This is a genomic window from Achromobacter xylosoxidans, assembly GCF_001457475.1.
Classification (GTDB): domain Bacteria; phylum Pseudomonadota; class Gammaproteobacteria; order Burkholderiales; family Burkholderiaceae_B; genus Achromobacter; species Achromobacter xylosoxidans.
In genome coordinates this window covers 6,388,207-6,404,582 of the sequence record NZ_LN831029.1, presented here as the reverse complement: position 1 = coordinate 6,404,582, position 16,376 = coordinate 6,388,207, and the positions used below count along the sequence as shown (strand labels likewise).

The 16,376-nt window shown below is 64.3% G+C and carries 16 protein-coding genes and 1 tRNA gene; 11 read left to right on the top strand and 6 right to left on the bottom strand.

Annotated elements, in window-relative coordinates; genetic code table 11:
• Positions 1–16: 16 nt before the first annotated feature.
• Positions 17–736, top strand: a complete 720-nt coding sequence (locus AT699_RS28860) for a FadR/GntR family transcriptional regulator (protein WP_024070639.1) — start codon at positions 17–19, stop codon at positions 734–736.
• A complete protein-coding gene (locus AT699_RS28855) occupies positions 733–2,145 on the top strand; it encodes an FAD-binding oxidoreductase (protein WP_024070638.1) in 1,413 nt (470 codons plus the stop codon). Before AT699_RS28860 ends, AT699_RS28855 begins: the two co-directional genes overlap by 4 nt.
• A gap of 198 nt (positions 2,146–2,343) precedes the next feature.
• On the opposite strand, the gene thiC is transcribed toward AT699_RS28855, so the two are convergent.
• A complete protein-coding gene (gene thiC / locus AT699_RS28850) occupies positions 2,344–4,257 on the bottom strand; it encodes a phosphomethylpyrimidine synthase ThiC (protein ID WP_006389952.1) in 1,914 nt (637 codons plus the stop codon).
• A 359-nt stretch (positions 4,258–4,616) separates the two neighbouring features.
• Here thiC and AT699_RS28845 point away from each other — a divergent pair, with 359 nt between their 5' ends.
• A complete protein-coding gene (locus AT699_RS28845; protein ID WP_024070636.1) occupies positions 4,617–5,189 on the top strand; it encodes a SecDF P1 head subdomain-containing protein in 573 nt (190 codons plus the stop codon).
• 79 nt (positions 5,190–5,268) lie between these two features.
• Here the strand turns inward: AT699_RS28845 and AT699_RS28840 are convergent, their stop codons facing one another.
• Entirely contained in the window at positions 5,269–5,718 is a 450-nt protein-coding gene (locus tag AT699_RS28840; RefSeq protein ID WP_026382153.1) for a helix-turn-helix domain-containing protein, read from the bottom strand.
• Between the two features lie 138 nt (positions 5,719–5,856).
• Between AT699_RS28840 and AT699_RS28835 the strand changes: the two genes are divergently transcribed.
• Positions 5,857–6,486: a response regulator transcription factor gene (locus AT699_RS28835; protein WP_232254252.1), complete on the top strand. Its 630-nt coding sequence runs from the start codon at positions 5,857–5,859 to the stop codon at positions 6,484–6,486.
• A gap of 171 nt (positions 6,487–6,657) precedes the next feature.
• Here the strand turns inward: AT699_RS28835 and proB are convergent, their stop codons facing one another.
• The 4 genes from proB to rplU all read right to left on the bottom strand — a co-directional run bounded on the left by proB (position 6,658) and on the right by rplU (position 9,772).
• On the bottom strand, positions 6,658–7,794 hold the full coding sequence (gene proB / locus AT699_RS28830; RefSeq protein ID WP_024070634.1) for a glutamate 5-kinase: 1,137 nt from the start codon (positions 7,792–7,794) through the stop codon (positions 6,658–6,660).
• Between the two features lie 58 nt (positions 7,795–7,852).
• Positions 7,853–8,989 (bottom strand): GTPase ObgE, encoded by a 1,137-nt coding sequence (obgE, locus tag AT699_RS28825; RefSeq protein WP_024070633.1) that lies wholly within the window; start codon positions 8,987–8,989, stop codon positions 7,853–7,855.
• A 175-nt stretch (positions 8,990–9,164) separates the two neighbouring features.
• On the bottom strand, positions 9,165–9,425 hold the full coding sequence (rpmA, locus tag AT699_RS28820) for a 50S ribosomal protein L27 (RefSeq protein ID WP_006389959.1): 261 nt from the start codon (positions 9,423–9,425) through the stop codon (positions 9,165–9,167).
• Between the two features lie 35 nt (positions 9,426–9,460).
• Complete coding sequence (gene rplU / locus AT699_RS28815; protein ID WP_006389960.1) at positions 9,461–9,772, bottom strand: 50S ribosomal protein L21; 312 nt, start codon at positions 9,770–9,772, stop codon at positions 9,461–9,463.
• Between the two features lie 443 nt (positions 9,773–10,215).
• Between rplU and ispB the strand changes: the two genes are divergently transcribed.
• The 7 genes from ispB to AT699_RS28775 all read left to right on the top strand — a co-directional run bounded on the left by ispB (position 10,216) and on the right by AT699_RS28775 (position 16,370).
• Positions 10,216–11,181, top strand: coding sequence for an octaprenyl diphosphate synthase (gene ispB, locus AT699_RS28810; protein WP_006389961.1), 966 nt, complete (start codon positions 10,216–10,218; stop codon positions 11,179–11,181).
• A 161-nt stretch (positions 11,182–11,342) separates the two neighbouring features.
• Positions 11,343–11,419 (top strand) — tRNA-Pro (locus AT699_RS28805).
• A gap of 447 nt (positions 11,420–11,866) precedes the next feature.
• Positions 11,867–12,718, top strand: coding sequence for a ParA family protein (locus tag AT699_RS28800; RefSeq protein ID WP_006224648.1), 852 nt, complete (start codon positions 11,867–11,869; stop codon positions 12,716–12,718).
• Positions 12,719–13,116: 398 nt separating this feature from the next.
• On the top strand, positions 13,117–13,341 hold the full coding sequence (locus AT699_RS28790; RefSeq protein WP_006224646.1) for a hypothetical protein: 225 nt from the start codon (positions 13,117–13,119) through the stop codon (positions 13,339–13,341).
• Positions 13,341–14,987, top strand: coding sequence for a ParB N-terminal domain-containing protein (locus tag AT699_RS28785; RefSeq protein ID WP_006224645.1), 1,647 nt, complete (start codon positions 13,341–13,343; stop codon positions 14,985–14,987). The genes AT699_RS28790 and AT699_RS28785 overlap by 1 nt, the downstream gene beginning before the upstream one ends.
• A complete protein-coding gene (locus tag AT699_RS28780; protein WP_006224644.1) occupies positions 14,984–15,514 on the top strand; it encodes a hypothetical protein in 531 nt (176 codons plus the stop codon). The genes AT699_RS28785 and AT699_RS28780 overlap by 4 nt, the downstream gene beginning before the upstream one ends.
• A 397-nt stretch (positions 15,515–15,911) precedes the next feature.
• Complete coding sequence (locus AT699_RS28775; protein WP_006224643.1) at positions 15,912–16,370, top strand: hypothetical protein; 459 nt, start codon at positions 15,912–15,914, stop codon at positions 16,368–16,370.
• Positions 16,371–16,376: the final 6 nt, after the last annotated feature.

Here is a 16,376-nt window from a genome sequence, read left to right as displayed (position 1 = left end):
GTTATACTTCGCCCCTATGCTGACCAAGAGCCTGACCCTCACCGAACAGGTCGCCCGCCAGATCGCGGACGACATCGCCCATGGCGTCTATCCCGTGGGCGCCAAGCTGCCGTCCGGCCGCATCCTGGCCGAGCAGTACGGCGTCAGCGCCGCCGTCATCCGCGAAGTCACCGAGCGCCTGCGCGCCCAGGGCCTGATCCAGAGCCGCCAGGGGTCGGGTTGCGTGGTGTTGGCGCGCACCGGTGCGCAGGGCTTCCAGGTGCCGGTCGACATCGCCGTCAGCCGCGAACAACTTGCCAGCGTCTACGAACTGCGCATGGAACTCGAAGGCGGCGCCGCCGCGCTGGCGGCCGAGCGCCGCAACGCCGCCGACCTGGACGCCCTGGCTGGCGCCCTGGCCGACCTGGAACGGCACCAGCACCATCCTGAACATGGAGTCGAACACGACATCGCCTTCCACCTGGCGATCGCGGCCGCGACCCACAATCCGTTCTACCAGGACCTGCTGCAGTACCTGAATCTGCAATTGCGCCTGGCTGTCAGCACCGCGCGCGCCAACAGCCGCCAACTGGCCGGCATGACGGATGCCGTGCACCACGAACACGTCGCCGTGTTCGAGGCCATCCGCGACCGCGATGCGGCGCGCGCGCGGCTGACGGCCGAACGCCACCTGCGCCAGGCTGCCAGCCGCCTGCGCCTCGACTCCCTCTTTCCCGCCTCCAGGCAGACATCATGACCACAACCGACATCGCCCAGCGCCTGGTCCAGGCTTTGGGCCCCGACACCGTCTTCACCGCCAGCGACGACATCGCGCCCTGGCTGTCCGACTGGCGCGGCTTGTACAACGGCCACGCCCAGGCGGTGGTCCGCCCGCGCACCACCGCCGAGGTCGCCACCTGCCTGGCGCTCTGCAACGAGGCCGGCGTGCCGGTGGTGCCGCGCGGCGGCAACACCGGCCTGTGTGGCGGCGCCACGCCCGATGCCGCGCCCATCAACGTGGTCCTCAGCCTGGACCGCATGAACGCCGTGCGCGCCATCGACACCGTCGCCAACACGATGGTCGCCGAAGCCGGCTGCATCCTCGGCAACCTGCGCCGCGCGGCGCAGGACGCCGGCCGGCTGCTGCCCTTGAGCCTGGCCGCCGAGGACTCCAGCCAGATCGGCGGCAACGTCGCCACCAATGCCGGCGGCGTCAACGTGGTGCGCTACGGCATGGCGCGCGAACTGGTGCTGGGCCTGGAAGCGGTGCTGCCCAACGGCGAGATCTTCAACGGCCTGCGCACCCTGCGCAAGGACAACACCGGCTACGACCTCAAGCAGCTGCTGATCGGCTCCGAGGGCACGCTCGGCGTCATCACCGCCGTGGCGCTGCGCCTGTTCCCGCGCACCGACGTGCGTTCCGTGGTGCTGGCCGCTGTCGAATCCCCGGCCCAGGCCCTGCAATTGTTCGAAATCCTGTTCGAACAATGCGGCGCCCGCTTGCAGGCCTTCGAGTATTTTTCCGGCGACTGCCTCGACCTGGTCCTGGCCCATGCCGCGGGCGTGCAAGAGCCGTTCGGCCAACGTTATCCGGCCTACGTGCTGGTCGAACTGGCCGACACGGCCGACGAAGCCGCCCTGACCGCGCTGCTGGAGAACGTGATCGGCACCGCGCTCGACCGCGGCCTGTGCCTGGATGCCGCCGTCTCGGCCTCGCTGGCCCAGTTGCAGGCGCTGTGGAAACTGCGCGAGGAAATCTCCGAAGCGCAGCGCGCCGACGGTCCGCATCTCAAGCATGACGTGTCGCTGCCGATCGAACGCATCCCCGACTTCATGGTTTCCGCCGAAGCGCGCGTACGCGCGCTGTACCCGGACATCCGCCCCTTCATCTTCGGCCACTTCGGCGACGGCAACCTGCATTACAACCTCTCGCGTCCCGCCGGCGCCGACCGCGGCTGGGTGGCCGAACACGGTGCCGCGATCACCGACGCGGTGCTCGACGAGGTCAACCGGTACGGGGGCAGCATCAGCGCGGAACACGGCATCGGGCAGCTCAAGCGCGACCACTTCCTGCATAGCAAGGATGCGGTGGAGTTGCGGTTGATGCGGGAGATCAAGCGGGTGCTGGATCCCAAGGGGATCATGAATCCCGGAAAGCTGCTGTAGTTTTTCTTGCGCTTGTCGGCGGGCGTTTCAAGGACCTCACCGCGCGCAATCAAAGATCGGACCAACTCCGCAAAAAAGCACCGCGGATAACAAAAAAGGCCTGGAGCAGCGCTTCCAGGCCTTTTTCATCTCCCCCCACGGCTGCCGGACCACCGCCATCAGCGGCCAGTCCGGCAAAGGGGGTATCCGTTCAGAACATCACTGCCGGTGGTAAACCTCGGCGCCTTTCTTCACGAACTCGATCGACTTCTCCTGCATGCCTTTCTGCAGGGCGTCTTTTTCGCTCACGCCCTGCGACGCCGCGTAATCGCGCACATCCTGCGTGATCTTCATGCTGCAGAAGTGCGGCCCGCACATCGAGCAGAAGTGCGCCACTTTCATCGAGTCTTTCGGCAGCGTCTCGTCGTGGAACTCCTTGGCCGTATCCGGATCCAGGCCCAGGTTGAACTGGTCGTCCCAGCGGAACTCGAAGCGCGCCTTGGACAGCGCGTTGTCGCGGATCGCCGCGCCCGGATGGCCCTTGGCCAGGTCCGCCGCATGCGCCGCGATCTTGTACGTGATGATGCCGTCCTTCACGTCCTTCTTGTTCGGCAGCCCCAGGTGTTCCTTGGGCGTCACGTAACAGAGCATCGCCGTGCCGTACCAGCCGATCAGCGCCGCGCCGATGCCCGAGGTGATGTGGTCGTAGCCCGGCGCGATGTCGGTCGTCAGGGGGCCCAGCGTGTAGAACGGCGCCTCGTGGCAGTGTTCCAGCTGCAGCTCCATGTTTTCCTTGATCATCTGCATCGGCACGTGGCCGGGGCCTTCGATCATCACCTGCACGTCGTGCTTCCAGGCGACCTGCGTCAGCTCGCCCAGCGTCTTCAGTTCCGCGAACTGGGCTTCGTCGTTGGCGTCGTAGCCCGAGCCCGGGCGCAGGCCGTCGCCCAGCGAGAAGCTGACGTCGTAGGCCTTCATGATTTCGCAGATTTCCTCGAAGCGCTCGTACAGGAAGCTTTCCTTGTGGTGCGCCAGACACCACTTGGCCATGATCGAGCCGCCGCGCGAAACGATGCCCGTCATGCGGTCCGCCGTCATTGGAATGAACGGCAGGCGCACGCCGGCGTGGATGGTGAAGTAGTCCACGCCCTGTTCGGCCTGCTCGATCAGCGTGTCGCGGAAGATCTCCCAGGTCAGTTCCTCGGCCTTGCCGTCCACCTTCTCCAGCGCCTGGTAGATCGGCACCGTGCCGATCGGCACCGGCGAATTGCGGATGATCCATTCACGCGTTTCGTGGATGTGCTTGCCCGTCGACAGGTCCATGACCGTGTCGCCGCCCCAGCGGATCGCCCAGGTCATCTTCTCGACTTCCTCGCCGATGCCCGAACTGACGGCCGAGTTGCCGATGTTGGCGTTGATCTTGACCAGGAAATTGCGGCCGATCGCCATCGGCTCGACTTCCGGGTGGTTGATGTTGGCGGGGATGATGGCGCGGCCGCGCGCGATCTCGTCGCGCACGAATTCCGGCGTGATGGCGGCCGGGATGGCGGCGCCGAACGACTGGCCCGGGTGCTGGCGCAGCAGGCGCTTGACCATCTTCTCGCCGTCCGGACCGCTGTCGCGCAGCGTCTGCAGGTAGTGCTCGCGGCGCAGGCTTTCGCGGATCGCCACGTATTCCATCTCGGGCGTGATGATGCCGCGGCGCGCGTAGTGCATCTGCGAGACGTTGGCGCCGGCCACCGCGCGGCGCGGCGGGCGTTGCAGGTCGAAGCGCATGGCCGTCAGCTTGGGATCGGTCAGGCGCTGCTTGCCGTACTCGCTGGTCGGACCCGACAGCACTTCGGTGTCGCCGCGCTCGTCGATCCAGGCGCGGCGCACTTCCGGCAGGCCGCGGCGGATGTCGATCTTGACGTCGGGATCGGTGTAGGGGCCGCTGCAATCGTAGACGGTGAGCGGCGGGTTCTTTTCGCCACCGAACATGGTGGGCGTGTCGTCCTGCTCGATCTCGCGGAACGGGACGCGGATGTCGGGACGGGAACCGACCTCGTAGACCCGGCGGGATTTGGGCAACGGGGCGACCGCGGCCGCGTCGACTTCGGCGGTGGCGGCCAGGAATTTGGGATTGGCGTTCATGGAAAGCTCCAAGCGAATGGTTTGGAGCCGATCGGGAATGGACTCCCGCCATGCGGGCATGGCGGGAATACGGCTCCCAGCATCGGCATTATCCGTACTGGTACGAAGGGACTCTCTCAACACGTCGGGCCGTTCTGGCGCGACGAGTACCCCTGCGCGAAAGCGAAGTATAGAGCCTGCCCGGCCGGCAGGCGAATAGCGGCCATGCTGCGCCGCCGCAGTGGGGCGGCGCACGCTGGTAGTACCGGTTTACATTTGGAATCAGTCTGCGGAGACAGTGCCATACAGGTTCTGTACACTTTTTCACGTCAGCCGGCGGTCCGCCCACCGGCCCCAGTCCACTCAAGAAGGAAACGAGCATGCAACTGACCCTACGCAAACTGGCGCCCGCCCTGGTTGTCATGACCCTTGCGCTTGCGGGTTGCAAGACCGCCCCGACCAAATCCGGCGCCGCCGCCACGCCCGACGCGGCCGGACAGCAGCAATCGTCCACGCAACCGGCCACCGCCGCGGTGGTCGAGTTCTACGTCGCCCAGACCCAATCGGGCCCCGGCCTGGTCGAGGTGAACCTGCCCGACGGCAAGATCTACATGCAGCAGCAGCCGGTGCTGACCCGCGCCGACCTGACCGAGGCGGCCGCCCTGGTCGATCGCCAGGGCGCCAACTTCGTCGGCCTGCGCTTCTCCGACGCCGGCGCGCGCAAGCTCAATGACGTCAGCAGCAAGAACGTCGGCAACATGCTGGCGCTGGTGATCGACCGTGAACTGATCGCGGCGCCGCGCATCGGCGAACCCCTGAACCGCGGCGTGCTGGCTTTCGGCGTGCCGTCGGCCCAGGCTGCTTCCGATATCGCCGCCAAGATCCGTGGCGAAAGCGCCCCGGCCGCGGGCGGCGCCGCCCCCGCCACCGCACCGGCTCCCACCAAGCCCTGAGCGGCGATTCACGGCCATGAAAAAAGCCCGGCAGCGCCGGGCTTTTTTCATCCTGCCATCGCAATCGCGGCGGCCATCCTCAACCCTTGCGGCCGCGCGGTTTGATGCCGCGGCGCGCCTGGGAGGCTTCGATAAAGGTCTGGTTCAGCGCTTCGAGCACCAACCGGTCGTCCGCCGTCAGCGTATCGAACTGCGCCGGCGCAATATTGGGGAAGGGCCACGGCGCCAGGGGACGCCCGCGGCGGGCAATGGCGCGCGGCAACGGCTCGGACACGCCGGTCGCCGGCAATGTGTCGCTCAGGTCATAGCCTTCCATGGGCAATTCCATGGGGCCCTTGCCCGTCTCCAGCCATTCGAGTTCCACCTTCAATACCTGCGCCAGTTTGCGCAGTGAACGGCTCGAATGCCTCAGCCCGCTCTCATAACTGCCGATCGCGCTTTGCGACAGTCGGGCCATGCGAGCGAGCGCTTTCTGCGTGTGGCCACGCAAAAGACGGGCGTGCTTCAGTCGGTCTGAAAAAGTTTTCACGCGTCGATTGAAGCTTGCACTGTAGGCACTTTGGTAGATATAAATATTACTTAGGTGATAAGTTCGGAGAGGCAGCACATGCAGGAAAGAGGTTACGTCCTCGTCGTGCAACTTGGTGGAATGGCGTGCAACAAGTTTGTGCACACCTTGCGTCAACTTCAGTGGGAGGTCGGCCTGTGCCGGTCCCCAGACAGCCTGTTGGCACGGCTGCGCAGCGAACCGGCCGACATCGTCGTGTTGCGCGGCACGAGCGACAATCTGTCGCAACTGATTGCCGAACTGCGTCGGGCCGCATCTGGTAGCGCAGTCGTGTGGCAATCCTCCGAAGATTCCCCCACGGCCCGCATCGCGGCGCTCGACGCCGGCGCCCATGCCTGCGTGCCGTTGCAGGCGAACATCGCGGAATGGGATGCGGTGCTGCGCAACCTGATCCGTTGCCGGCGCGCAGAGACCGACACATTGCCGCGCTGGCGTGTCGATGGCCGCGGCCGGATGCTGGCCGGCCCCGCGGGCGAACGATTGCCGCTGACCAACACTGAACGCGCCTTCTTTGTCAGCCTGCTGAACGCCCCGCATCAGTGCCTGCCCCGCGAAGGCTTCTTCCCCGAGGCCGCACGCGACCCCATGGACGGCGCGCGGCGCGTGGATGTGCTGGTGTCGCGCCTGCGCAGCAAGGCCCGCCGCCTCAACATCGACCTGCCGGTGCTGGCGGTGCGCGGGTGGGGGTACATGTTGATGCCGCAAGGCGTGCCGGCGCCCCACGACTAGATACGGTCCCGCGCGTGCTCCAACACCATGCCGCGGAAATTCCTACTAATGTGATATTCGAATTACATAGGTAGGGGAGCATCGCGCCGGTACAGGCGCGCATTCGATTGCGCCAACGGGCGGCGGATGCCGCCTTGTTCGGGAAGAGGGAGGGGCGCCGCCCGCGCGCTGTCAGAGCACGACCAGGTTGTCGCGGTGCATCAGCTCGGGGTCGGTCATGTTGCCCAGGATGCGGGCGATCTGCGATGACGGCTGGCGCAGGATGCGTCGGGTGTCCACGGAGGAATAGTTGATCAGGCCGCGCGCGCATTCGCGGCCCTGGCTGTCGACGCAGGCGACCACGTCGCCGCGGCCGAATTCGCCTTCCACGTCCACCACGCCGATCGGCAGCAGGCTCTTGCCTTCTCGCAGCAGGGCCTGCACGGCGCCGTCATCGAGCACCACGCGGCCACGCAGCCGCAGGTGGTCGGCCAGCCACTGCTTGCGCGCCGACCAGACCGGCAGCACGGCGCGCAGTTCGCTGCCGATGCATTCGCCTTGCGCCAGGCGCGTCAGCACGTTGCGTTCGCGGCCGGAGGCGATCACGGTGTGCGCGCCGCTGTGCGCGGCGCGCTTGGCCGCCAGAACCTTGGTCAGCATGCCGCCGGTGCCGATGCCGCTGCCGGCGCCGCCAGCCATGGCTTCCAGCGCCGGATCGCCGGCCTGGACGTGCGCCATGAATTTGGCGTCGGGATTCTTGCGGGGGTCGGAGTCGTACAGGCCGCGCTGGTCGGTCAGGATGATCAGCGTGTCGGCTTCGATCAGGTTGGTGACCAGCGCGCCCAGCGTGTCGTTGTCGCCCAGCCGGATCTCGTCGGTGACCACCGTGTCGTTTTCATTCACGATCGGCACCACGCCCAGGCGCAGCAGCGCGAACAGCGTGCTGCGCGCGTTCAGGTAGCGGTGGCGGTCGGCCAGGTCTTCGTGGGTCAGCAGGATCTGCGCGGTGCGCAGGCCGTATTCGGCGAATGCCGCTTCGTAGGCCTGGCACAGGCCCATCTGGCCCACCGCCGCCGCGGCCTGCAGTTCGTGCATCACCGACGGGCGTTTGCGCCAGCCCAGGCGGGCCATGCCTTCGGCGATGGCGCCGCTGGAGACCAGCACGACCTGCTTGCCCTGCTTGTGCAGCGCGGCGATCTGGGCCGCCCAGTGCGCCACGGCGGCGCGATCCAGGCCTCGGCCTTCATTGGTGACCAGCGATGAGCCGACCTTGGCGACGAGGCGCTGGGCATTGGCGACGACGGAAACGGCGGGTGATTCGGCAGACATGATGGCGGCGGGCTGCGGCGCGAAAAAAGGCGTAATCGAACGAGATTGCGATTATGGCTTATTCGTCGCCGCGCGGCGCGGCAGTCTTGTTGTCGGCGTCGCTGCGGGTGTCGTCGAAACGCGGATCTTCGGCCACGTAGGTGCCATCGGCCTGGTCCTGCGCCAGTTGTTCCTTTTCGCGTTCGGCGTCAAGGTAGTCCTGCAGCGCGTAGATCAGGTCCTGGGTGCCGTCGCCGGACAGGCCGGAGATGCCGAACACCGGGCCCTTCCAGTCGTACAGCTCGATGAAGCGGCGCTTGGTGTCCTCGGGATCGGCCACCATATCCAGTTTGTTCAGCACCAGCCAGCGCGGCTTGGCGGCCAGCTCGGGATCGTAGCGGCGCAGTTCCTCGACGATGGCGCGGGCGTCGACCACGGCCTGCTCCACCGGATCGGCATCGGGATCGGGCGTGGACACGTCCACCAGGTGCAGCAGCACGCGGGTGCGCGCCAGGTGGCGCAGGAACAGGTGGCCCAGGCCGGCGCCTTCGGAGGCGCCTTCGATCAGGCCGGGAATGTCGGCCACGACGAAGCTGCGCGACGGCGAGGTGCGCACCACGCCCAGGTTCGGGTGCAGCGTCGTGAACGGGTAGTCGGCGATCTTCGGCTTGGCGTTCGAGATGCGGGTGATCAGCGTGGACTTGCCGGCGTTGGGCAGGCCCAGCAAGCCGACGTCGGCCAGCACCTTCAGTTCCATGCGCAGGTAGCGGTGTTCGCCTTCCTTGCCGGGCGTCCACTGGCGCGGGGCGCGGTTGACGCTGGACTTGAAATGCATGTTGCCCATGCCGCCCTGGCCGCCGGCGGCCAGCACGACCTTCTGGTCGTGGCGGTTCAGATCGAACAGGACTTCGCCGGTCTCGGCGTCATGGATGATGGTGCCGACGGGCACGCGCAGCGTGATGTCCGGGGCGGCGGCGCCGTACTGGTCCGAGCCGCGGCCGTTTTCGCCGTTCTTGGCGCGGTGCAGGCGCGCGTAGCGGAAGTCGATCAGCGTGTTGATGTTGCGATCAGCCACGGCGAAGATGCTGCCGCCGCGTCCGCCGTCGCCGCCGTCCGGGCCGCCCTTGGGAATGAATTTCTCGCGGCGAAAGCTCGCCACGCCATTGCCGCCTTTGCCGGCGACGACTTCGATGGTGGCTTCGTCTACGAATTTCATGATGTCTGCGCGTGTATGAGATAGGGAGTCGCCGCAGCGCGGCGAGGGCCGCCACGCATTTGCGGTGGCCCGAAGGAAAAAAAGCCCTGCCGCGTGCGACAGGGCTTTGCCGTTCTGGCTGGCGGCGGATCGCTGAGGCAACCGCGCCGCTGGCCTGACCGTGCTGCGTCGAGGATTACTCGGCGGCGACGATCGAAACGGTTTGCTTGTTCAACGCGCCCTTGAAGCCGAATTGAACCTTGCCGTCGACCAGCGCGAACAGGGTGTGGTCCTTGCCCATGCCGACGTTCACGCCAGCGTGGAAACGGGTACCGCGCTGACGCACGATGATCGAACCAGCGGGAATCAGTTCACCGCCGAAAGCCTTGACGCCCAGACGCTTCGATTCTGAGTCGCGTCCGTTTCGCGTAGAGCCGCCGCCCTTTTTCTGTGCCATGTTTAGCTCCTGCTAATGTGGTGCCGAGTCGCGTCTTAGGCCGTGATGGCTTCGATGCGGATTTCGGTGTAGTTCTGACGGTGGCCCTGACGCTTCTGATAGTGCTTGCGACGGCGCATCTTGAAGATCTTGACCTTGTCGTGGCGGCCTTGCGCAAGAACCGTTGCCTTGATCACGGCGCCGGCGACGAGGGGCGTACCAACTTTCAGTTGGTCGCCTTCGCCCACGGACAGCACTTGATCCAGGGTGATTTCTTGCCCAATGTCAGCCGGTATCTGTTCTACCTTGAGTTTTTCGCCAATGGCAACACGGTACTGCTTGCCACCGGTTTTTACGACCGCGTACATGGGGTATTCCTTAAATAGGTAAATGGGTTCATTCGCTTGCCGGCCCTGCTGGGCTGGCAGTGCTTGCCTGGGGTTGCCAAGATTGGGGTTGCCAATATGGGGTTGCCAAGACCAAGCGCGCGTAATTCACCGACGTAATTCGGCCATCTCTGACCGAATCCGGGATATTAGCCCGCGGCTGAGGAAAAGTCAAAAAGCGCTTGCAGGCTAAGGGCTTAGGTGTGGCCGGGGCGCCGCGTCGGGGTGGCGCGCAGCCGAAAAAACGGGGGCGGGGCGGTTCGGATGGGATGGCGGAGGGGGATTCCGCGCCCCGGGCAGGGGCGTCGCTACGTCCGGCTCCGGTTCCTGGCAGCCCGTATAATCGCTGGTCGAATCCCCCGCCATCCCGGCGGCCCAGCGGTAAGAGCTGTTACATATGGCTCGTTTCACTCTCCGGATACGTCTTGAATCTCCCCGCGCTCATTGCTCCCATAGTTGACGATATGAAAGCCGTCGATGCGGTTATCCGCGAGCGGCTGAATTCCGATGTGGTGCTCATCCGTACGATCGGCGACTACATCATTGGCGCGGGCGGCAAGCGCATGCGCCCGGCGATGGTGCTGATGGTGGCGCGCGCGCTGGGGTATCAAGGGACGCACCACCAGTTGCTGGCCGCCGTGGTGGAGTTCATCCATACCGCGACGCTGCTGCATGACGACGTGGTCGACGAGTCCGACCTGCGCCGCGGGCGCGAAACCGCCAACGCGGTGTTCGGCAACGCGGCCAGCGTGCTGGTGGGCGACTATCTGTATTCGCGCTCGTTCGAGATGATGGTCGAGGCCGACTCGATGCGCATCATGAGCATCCTGTCCGAAGCCACCACGGTCATCGCCGAGGGCGAGGTGCTGCAGTTGCTGAACGTGCACGATCCGGACGTCTCGCAGGAGCGCTACCTGCAGGTCGTGCGCTACAAGACCGCCAAGCTGTTCGAGGCCGCCGCCCAGGTCGGCGCGGTGCTGGCGGGCGCCACGCCCGAGCAGGAAGCCGCGGCCGCCGCCTATGGCCGCCACGTGGGCACGGCCTTCCAGTTGGTCGACGACGTGCTGGACTACAGCGGCGACGCCGCCGCGCTGGGCAAGAACGTGGGCGACGATCTGCGCGAGGGCAAGCCCACGCTGCCGCTGATCCGCGTGATGGAAGTGGGAACGCCGCAGCAGCAGCAATTGATCCGCGACGCCATCAAGACGGGCGACGCCGACTTTGCCGCCGTGGCCGCCGCCATCCAGGCGACGGACGCGTTGGAACACGCCCGCCAGGCCGCCGTGGCCGAGGCGGATCGGGCCCGCGAAGCACTTTCTGCATATCCCGTTTCCCCTTTTCTAAATTCTCTGTTAGAATTCTGCGCTTTCGCGGTGAATCGAGATCGCTAGTTGAAAACAGCACTGCAAGCGCTGCTTTGAGCAAGGTTGGAATTCACGAGGCGGGAAGGGCAAAACCTTCAAGCCAAAGCGAAAAGATGATTTGGTTGCACTGAGCGCAACGAAGTCAGCAGCTGTAGGGTGTGGGAGATGTATAAGCCCATGCCCAGACTCGGGGCGTAGCTCAGCCTGGTAGAGTACTGCGTTCGGGACGCAGGAGTCGGAGGTTCGAATCCTCTCGCCCCGACCACTTATCTGTGGTCGAATTCTTGGTGGTGTTCTCGACACCAGCAGCAATAGCCGGAACCGCGAAAGCGGCGCCGGCTTTTTTGCGTTTGCTCTCTTCCTGTGCCAGCAAGATGAACGTCGCATCGATCGCGACGCCCGCTTCCTGAGCCATCAGCATAGCAGTCCGGTAGTCCGGAAGGTGCGTGCCCTTCACATAGCGATCCAGGGTCTGCTGTTTCAGACCCCACGCCTTCGCCATGCTGTTCACGCTGCGCCCCTTGAGCGCGGCTTCTACAAATTCCTGATATTCCATCGCCAGTCCTATCTTGCCGAATTACACGGATTCGGGTAATGTCGCCCTGAATTACACAAAATCGTGTAACACGGAACCGTGTTTTGACTAACGATAACCGCCCTTGAACGGGTATGCAACTGGGCCGAATGGCCTAGCGCCGAAAAGAGGAACGCCATGCCACACGTGATCGCTGTCGCGTCCACCAAAGGTGGAGTCACGAAGACCACAACCTGCGCAAATCTCGCAGGAATATTTGCCGATTTCGGCATGCAGGTGCTGTTGTTCGACGCGGACGAACAGAACAGCCTGACGAAGTACTACCCCATCGAACAGCGCGCTGAACACGGGCTGACGCGAGTTATTACGCGCGGTGGCCTCGTCACCGAAGACTGCATCAGCAAGACCGCGATTCCGGGAATCGACATCGTTTGCTCGGATGCTGTCGCGGGGAATCTGCAAACGTGGCTGAAGGATCGTGAAGATCGTCTGTTGATAATGCGCCGGGCAGTGAGGCGCTCAGCGGCCGTCGAGAAATACCACGCGATCATCATCGACACCCAGGGCGCGGCGGGCGAGCTGCAGAAGACGGCGGCGATGGCGGCGGACGTGATCCTGTCGCCGATCAAGCCTGACGTTCTGTCTGCGGCTGAATTTGCAGACGGCACGCTGCGCATGATGGAGTCTTTGAACAGTCTGTCCGACTTCGGCGCCGACTTCCGCAGTGGGGACCTATACGTCGTCATCAGCGCCCTGGAGCGTAACAACAACGCGCGTCACGTTGCGGATCAAATTCGCCGAAGCTTCCTCGGTCATCGGCAGGTGAAGGGCATTCTAGAGACGGTCGTTCCGCATGCAGCCGCCTATACCGCTGCGACGACTGCACGAATTCCGGTTCATCAATACGACCGTCGCAGGGGGGACAAGTCGCCCTGGGACGTCATGCACCGCTTGGCTTGGGAGCTCTTCCCCGCATTGAACGGCATCTACGTGGACGGTCAGGGCCAGCCTAGTGACGCGGGGGCTTGAGCAATGAAAAGAGCCATTAGACTTCCCGAACTGCCGGACATCGGAGACGTGTTCCGCGCAACCGCGCCTGCTGGAGGAGAGCAGCCGCCCCTGACGTTTTACGTGGCCGTGTCTTCAGATCACGCGCCCCTGGAAATGCGACGCGCGCGTGCTGCTGCCGTAGTGCAGACCGCTCTCCTCGCGATGCGACCCGTCGGCCTTGATTCTACGTCGACGGCTCCCTCCGAAGTCGTGAGCTTCAGCGAAATGAGCCTTATGGGCGTCTCAGAGACCGAGGCCGCAAGAATTTTTGAAGACCCAGTCCTCCATCGCTGGGTCCACCGCCCGATCTTTATCGTGCCGGACCCAACGCCCTACTTGAAAGCGTGGTCCGCCATCAGCTCGGGGAGGGTAGAGGCATGAGCACGAACAAGGAGCTTGCTCTCCTGCACTTGAGCACCGAGCTCGATCTTTTGCATCGTGCAACCGCGGGCTCCCCCGAACGCGCCCTGCACTTGGGCGTGGTGTTAGGCGCCGTGAGCGCGTATCGAAACCTCGGCGTGCTTGATGAAGACGACTTGCTTTTCATGGCCACCGCCCTCGCTGGCGAGGACGAAAAGCTGCCAATCCTGAGGGGCAACTGATGAAGCCCGCATCGAAGAAAGTAGACCTGGACCAAATGATCGCTTCGCGGCTGAGCGAAAGGTCGCCGGACCCTGCCGCAATCGACTCGGCGTTGACCAACGTGATTACCCTCAATGTCCGAGACGACTGCCGTCTGTACGAGCGCAACCCGCGGACGGTTCGCAATGAAAAGTACGACGAGATCAAGGAGTCGATCCGCACGCGCGGCCTCGATCAGATGATTGCTGTTACGCAGAGACCTGGCGAGAAGCAGTACATCCCGGCTAAGGGCGGCAACACCCGCTTGGAAATCCTGCAGGAACTGGTCGCCGAAGGCCATATGCAGTTCTTGCATATGGACTTCGTGAAGGTTCCGTACCGCAGCGAGGCAGCCCTTCTCGCGGCCCATATGGTGGAGAACGACCAACGCTCGGGCCTGCTGTTTTGGGACGCAGCGCGTTCGACCTTTGACCTGAAGCAGGAGGTGGAGCGCGAACGCGGCGGCCCGATGAGCTTGCGTGACTTTTCCGAACACCTCAAAGCAGGTGAAGGAATACAGGCGTCCCCTGCGCTTCTGAGCCACTATGGTTTCACCATGAAGCATCTGGCCGACCTGGCGTGCGCGGCCAGCCAGCTCTCCAGGCGCGATGTGCAGGACCGCTTCATACCGGCACGCAGTCGGCTGGCGACGATTGCGGCGAAGCTTGGTGCCGAGGAGGCTCTCGACCAGGCTTGGACGCTCGCGATCGATCACATGCGAGAGCGCTACGTCGCGACCAAGTCGCTGGACTTCGCGGCATTCACTGCTCGTCTTGACGAGAACTTCGCCCAGCGCATCAGTCTTACGGTGGACGAGCTCCAACGCGCGGTGCAGATCCTCCAGGCTAATCCGGACGCTGAATCCGCGAGCTTGGTGCGTGACGCGAAGCAGCATGCGCCAGCACCAGGCAGCTCCCTGGCAGACACGCAAGCCTCGGACGGTGCCGATGAAAGTTCAGGCCGTGATTCAGCGAACGTGGCCACGCAGATGAAGCTGCCTCCGCAGCATGAAACCTCCAATGCCTCAACCTCGCGGCGGAATGGTGAGCACGACACTGAAGCCGCCGGCGCGCAGCCGAGTTCGAAGCAGCCGCCCGCCGACAGTCGAGGCTCCGCCGAACGGGAACTCTGGCATGCGCTGGAGGAACTCGTGACGGTCAGCCATCTTCAAGGGTGCCTCCTGTCCGTTGACGAGCTGCCTTTGCGCTTCATGGTCGAGATACCCAAGGATGTTGGCGGCGACCTGGGCTCATTGCAAGAACAAGCTCTGCAGGGTGGGGACTACGCCGAACGTTATTACGCGTGGTGGTGGCTGGTCCTTCTGTCGCAACAAAACACGCCCGCAGGCCTCGCGGCTCTGTCCCTTGAGTCAGACTTCAAGCTCCACGCCGAAAGCACTGACTCCTGGCAGGATGCGTGCGACAACCTGTTGGGAGACCCGGTTTACGCAGACGGCTCCTACCACGTCGTGCGTCGAATGACGGACCCGGATGATGCCACTGGGCTTGTGTATCTCAGGGTGATCCAAGCCGTCCGACAGTTCAATCAAGCATTTCCTGAGCGTTCGAAGGACTCATTCTGGCAATCGGTGGGCGTGCCGGTGGAGTTGACTGGAGGCGCGTCATGAATTTCCTGGAGTTGACCCATCCCACCCTGAAACGCAAAGCGCTGCGAGAGCTGAACGAACAGATCCGGCGGCGCGCACATGCCGACGGGGCGCTACCACAGCACACGGCGGAACTTTTATTGGCTGGCCTTCGCGATCGAGGGCTTGATGCAATGCTTCCAGCAGTCACGGTGCGCATCTACGTGGACCCCGAAGCACTGGTGGAACAACAGAGCGAGCACCAGCGACGCCAGGAGCTCATGGCGCAGCTTCGACGGTTTCTCCGCGCACAAGCGGGCGGATCGCTGATCCGCGCGCTGTTTCCGGCAATACCGGCAGCGGAAGTGGACCAGATGCGGGCGCATATGCGGCTAAGTCCGCCTGGCCCAGCCGTTGAGCTGGATCCAGCGGAATACCTTCGGGTGCACAGCATTTGGAAGGAGCTGCAGGGGACCACTTCTGACGTCCGGGAGCGATATCTCGCACTCCATGAGGCATTTCCAAAGCACACGCTTCTCACACTGTTCGCCGCGCTCAATCAGCGCTAACTGGAGATCGCCGATGACTGCGACAAAATCACCGCGGGCCTTACCCGCAAACGCTGGCGAGGATGCTCCTGGTGCCATGGTCACCGTCCTCAAGGGCACGCCGGCGTTTCGCCCGCTGACGTACACACTCGCGATGCAACGGGTCGTGGAACGTGCGGCAGATCAGCCCCCTATGAAGGCGATGTCAGGCCGTGCCGGCCTGTGGAGGGCCGGCCGTGATTAGGATCCTGTCGCTGTTGAGTTGCTTCCCAATGCCCAGGAGGGGCTTGGGACCTTTGGCTTCGCCCATCGACCCTGCGTGGTTCCCAATTCGCCTCTTTGATCGACGCGGAAGCGCTGCGAACGATCCTCAGTTCGTCACCGAGGGTCGGCACGTGTGCCCAGACGGGAGTCCGCAATGACAGCATGGGATTTTGCGCTCGATCCCTACGGGCGACAGTACACAGCGAACGCCGATACGGATGCCGTCGCCCAGCGCGACCAGGCCAACGAGCATTACTTGCTAAGAGTCTTGGACGCGCCGATCACCATCCATCGCGCCTTCGTAGAGCTCGCAGGCAGTCTCAACGCTGCGGCCATCTTGAGCGACCTTGCCGCCCAATCCGACCTGACCGAACTAGCGGGCGACTGGGTCTATATCGACGCGGAGGAATGGCGTTCGCGCCTGGGACTGTCCTACAAAGAGCAGCTCACAGCGCGAAGACTATTGGAGCGGAACGGCTTTCTGGAAACGATGCGCATCGGAATGCCCCCGCGAACGGCCGTTCGCGTCAACTGGCTGGTAGTGGATAGGGAACTACGCGTACAGGCCGCGAACGCGGCGCTGGCGCGTCCATCTCCGAGCCTGAGTAGCTGACAGTCG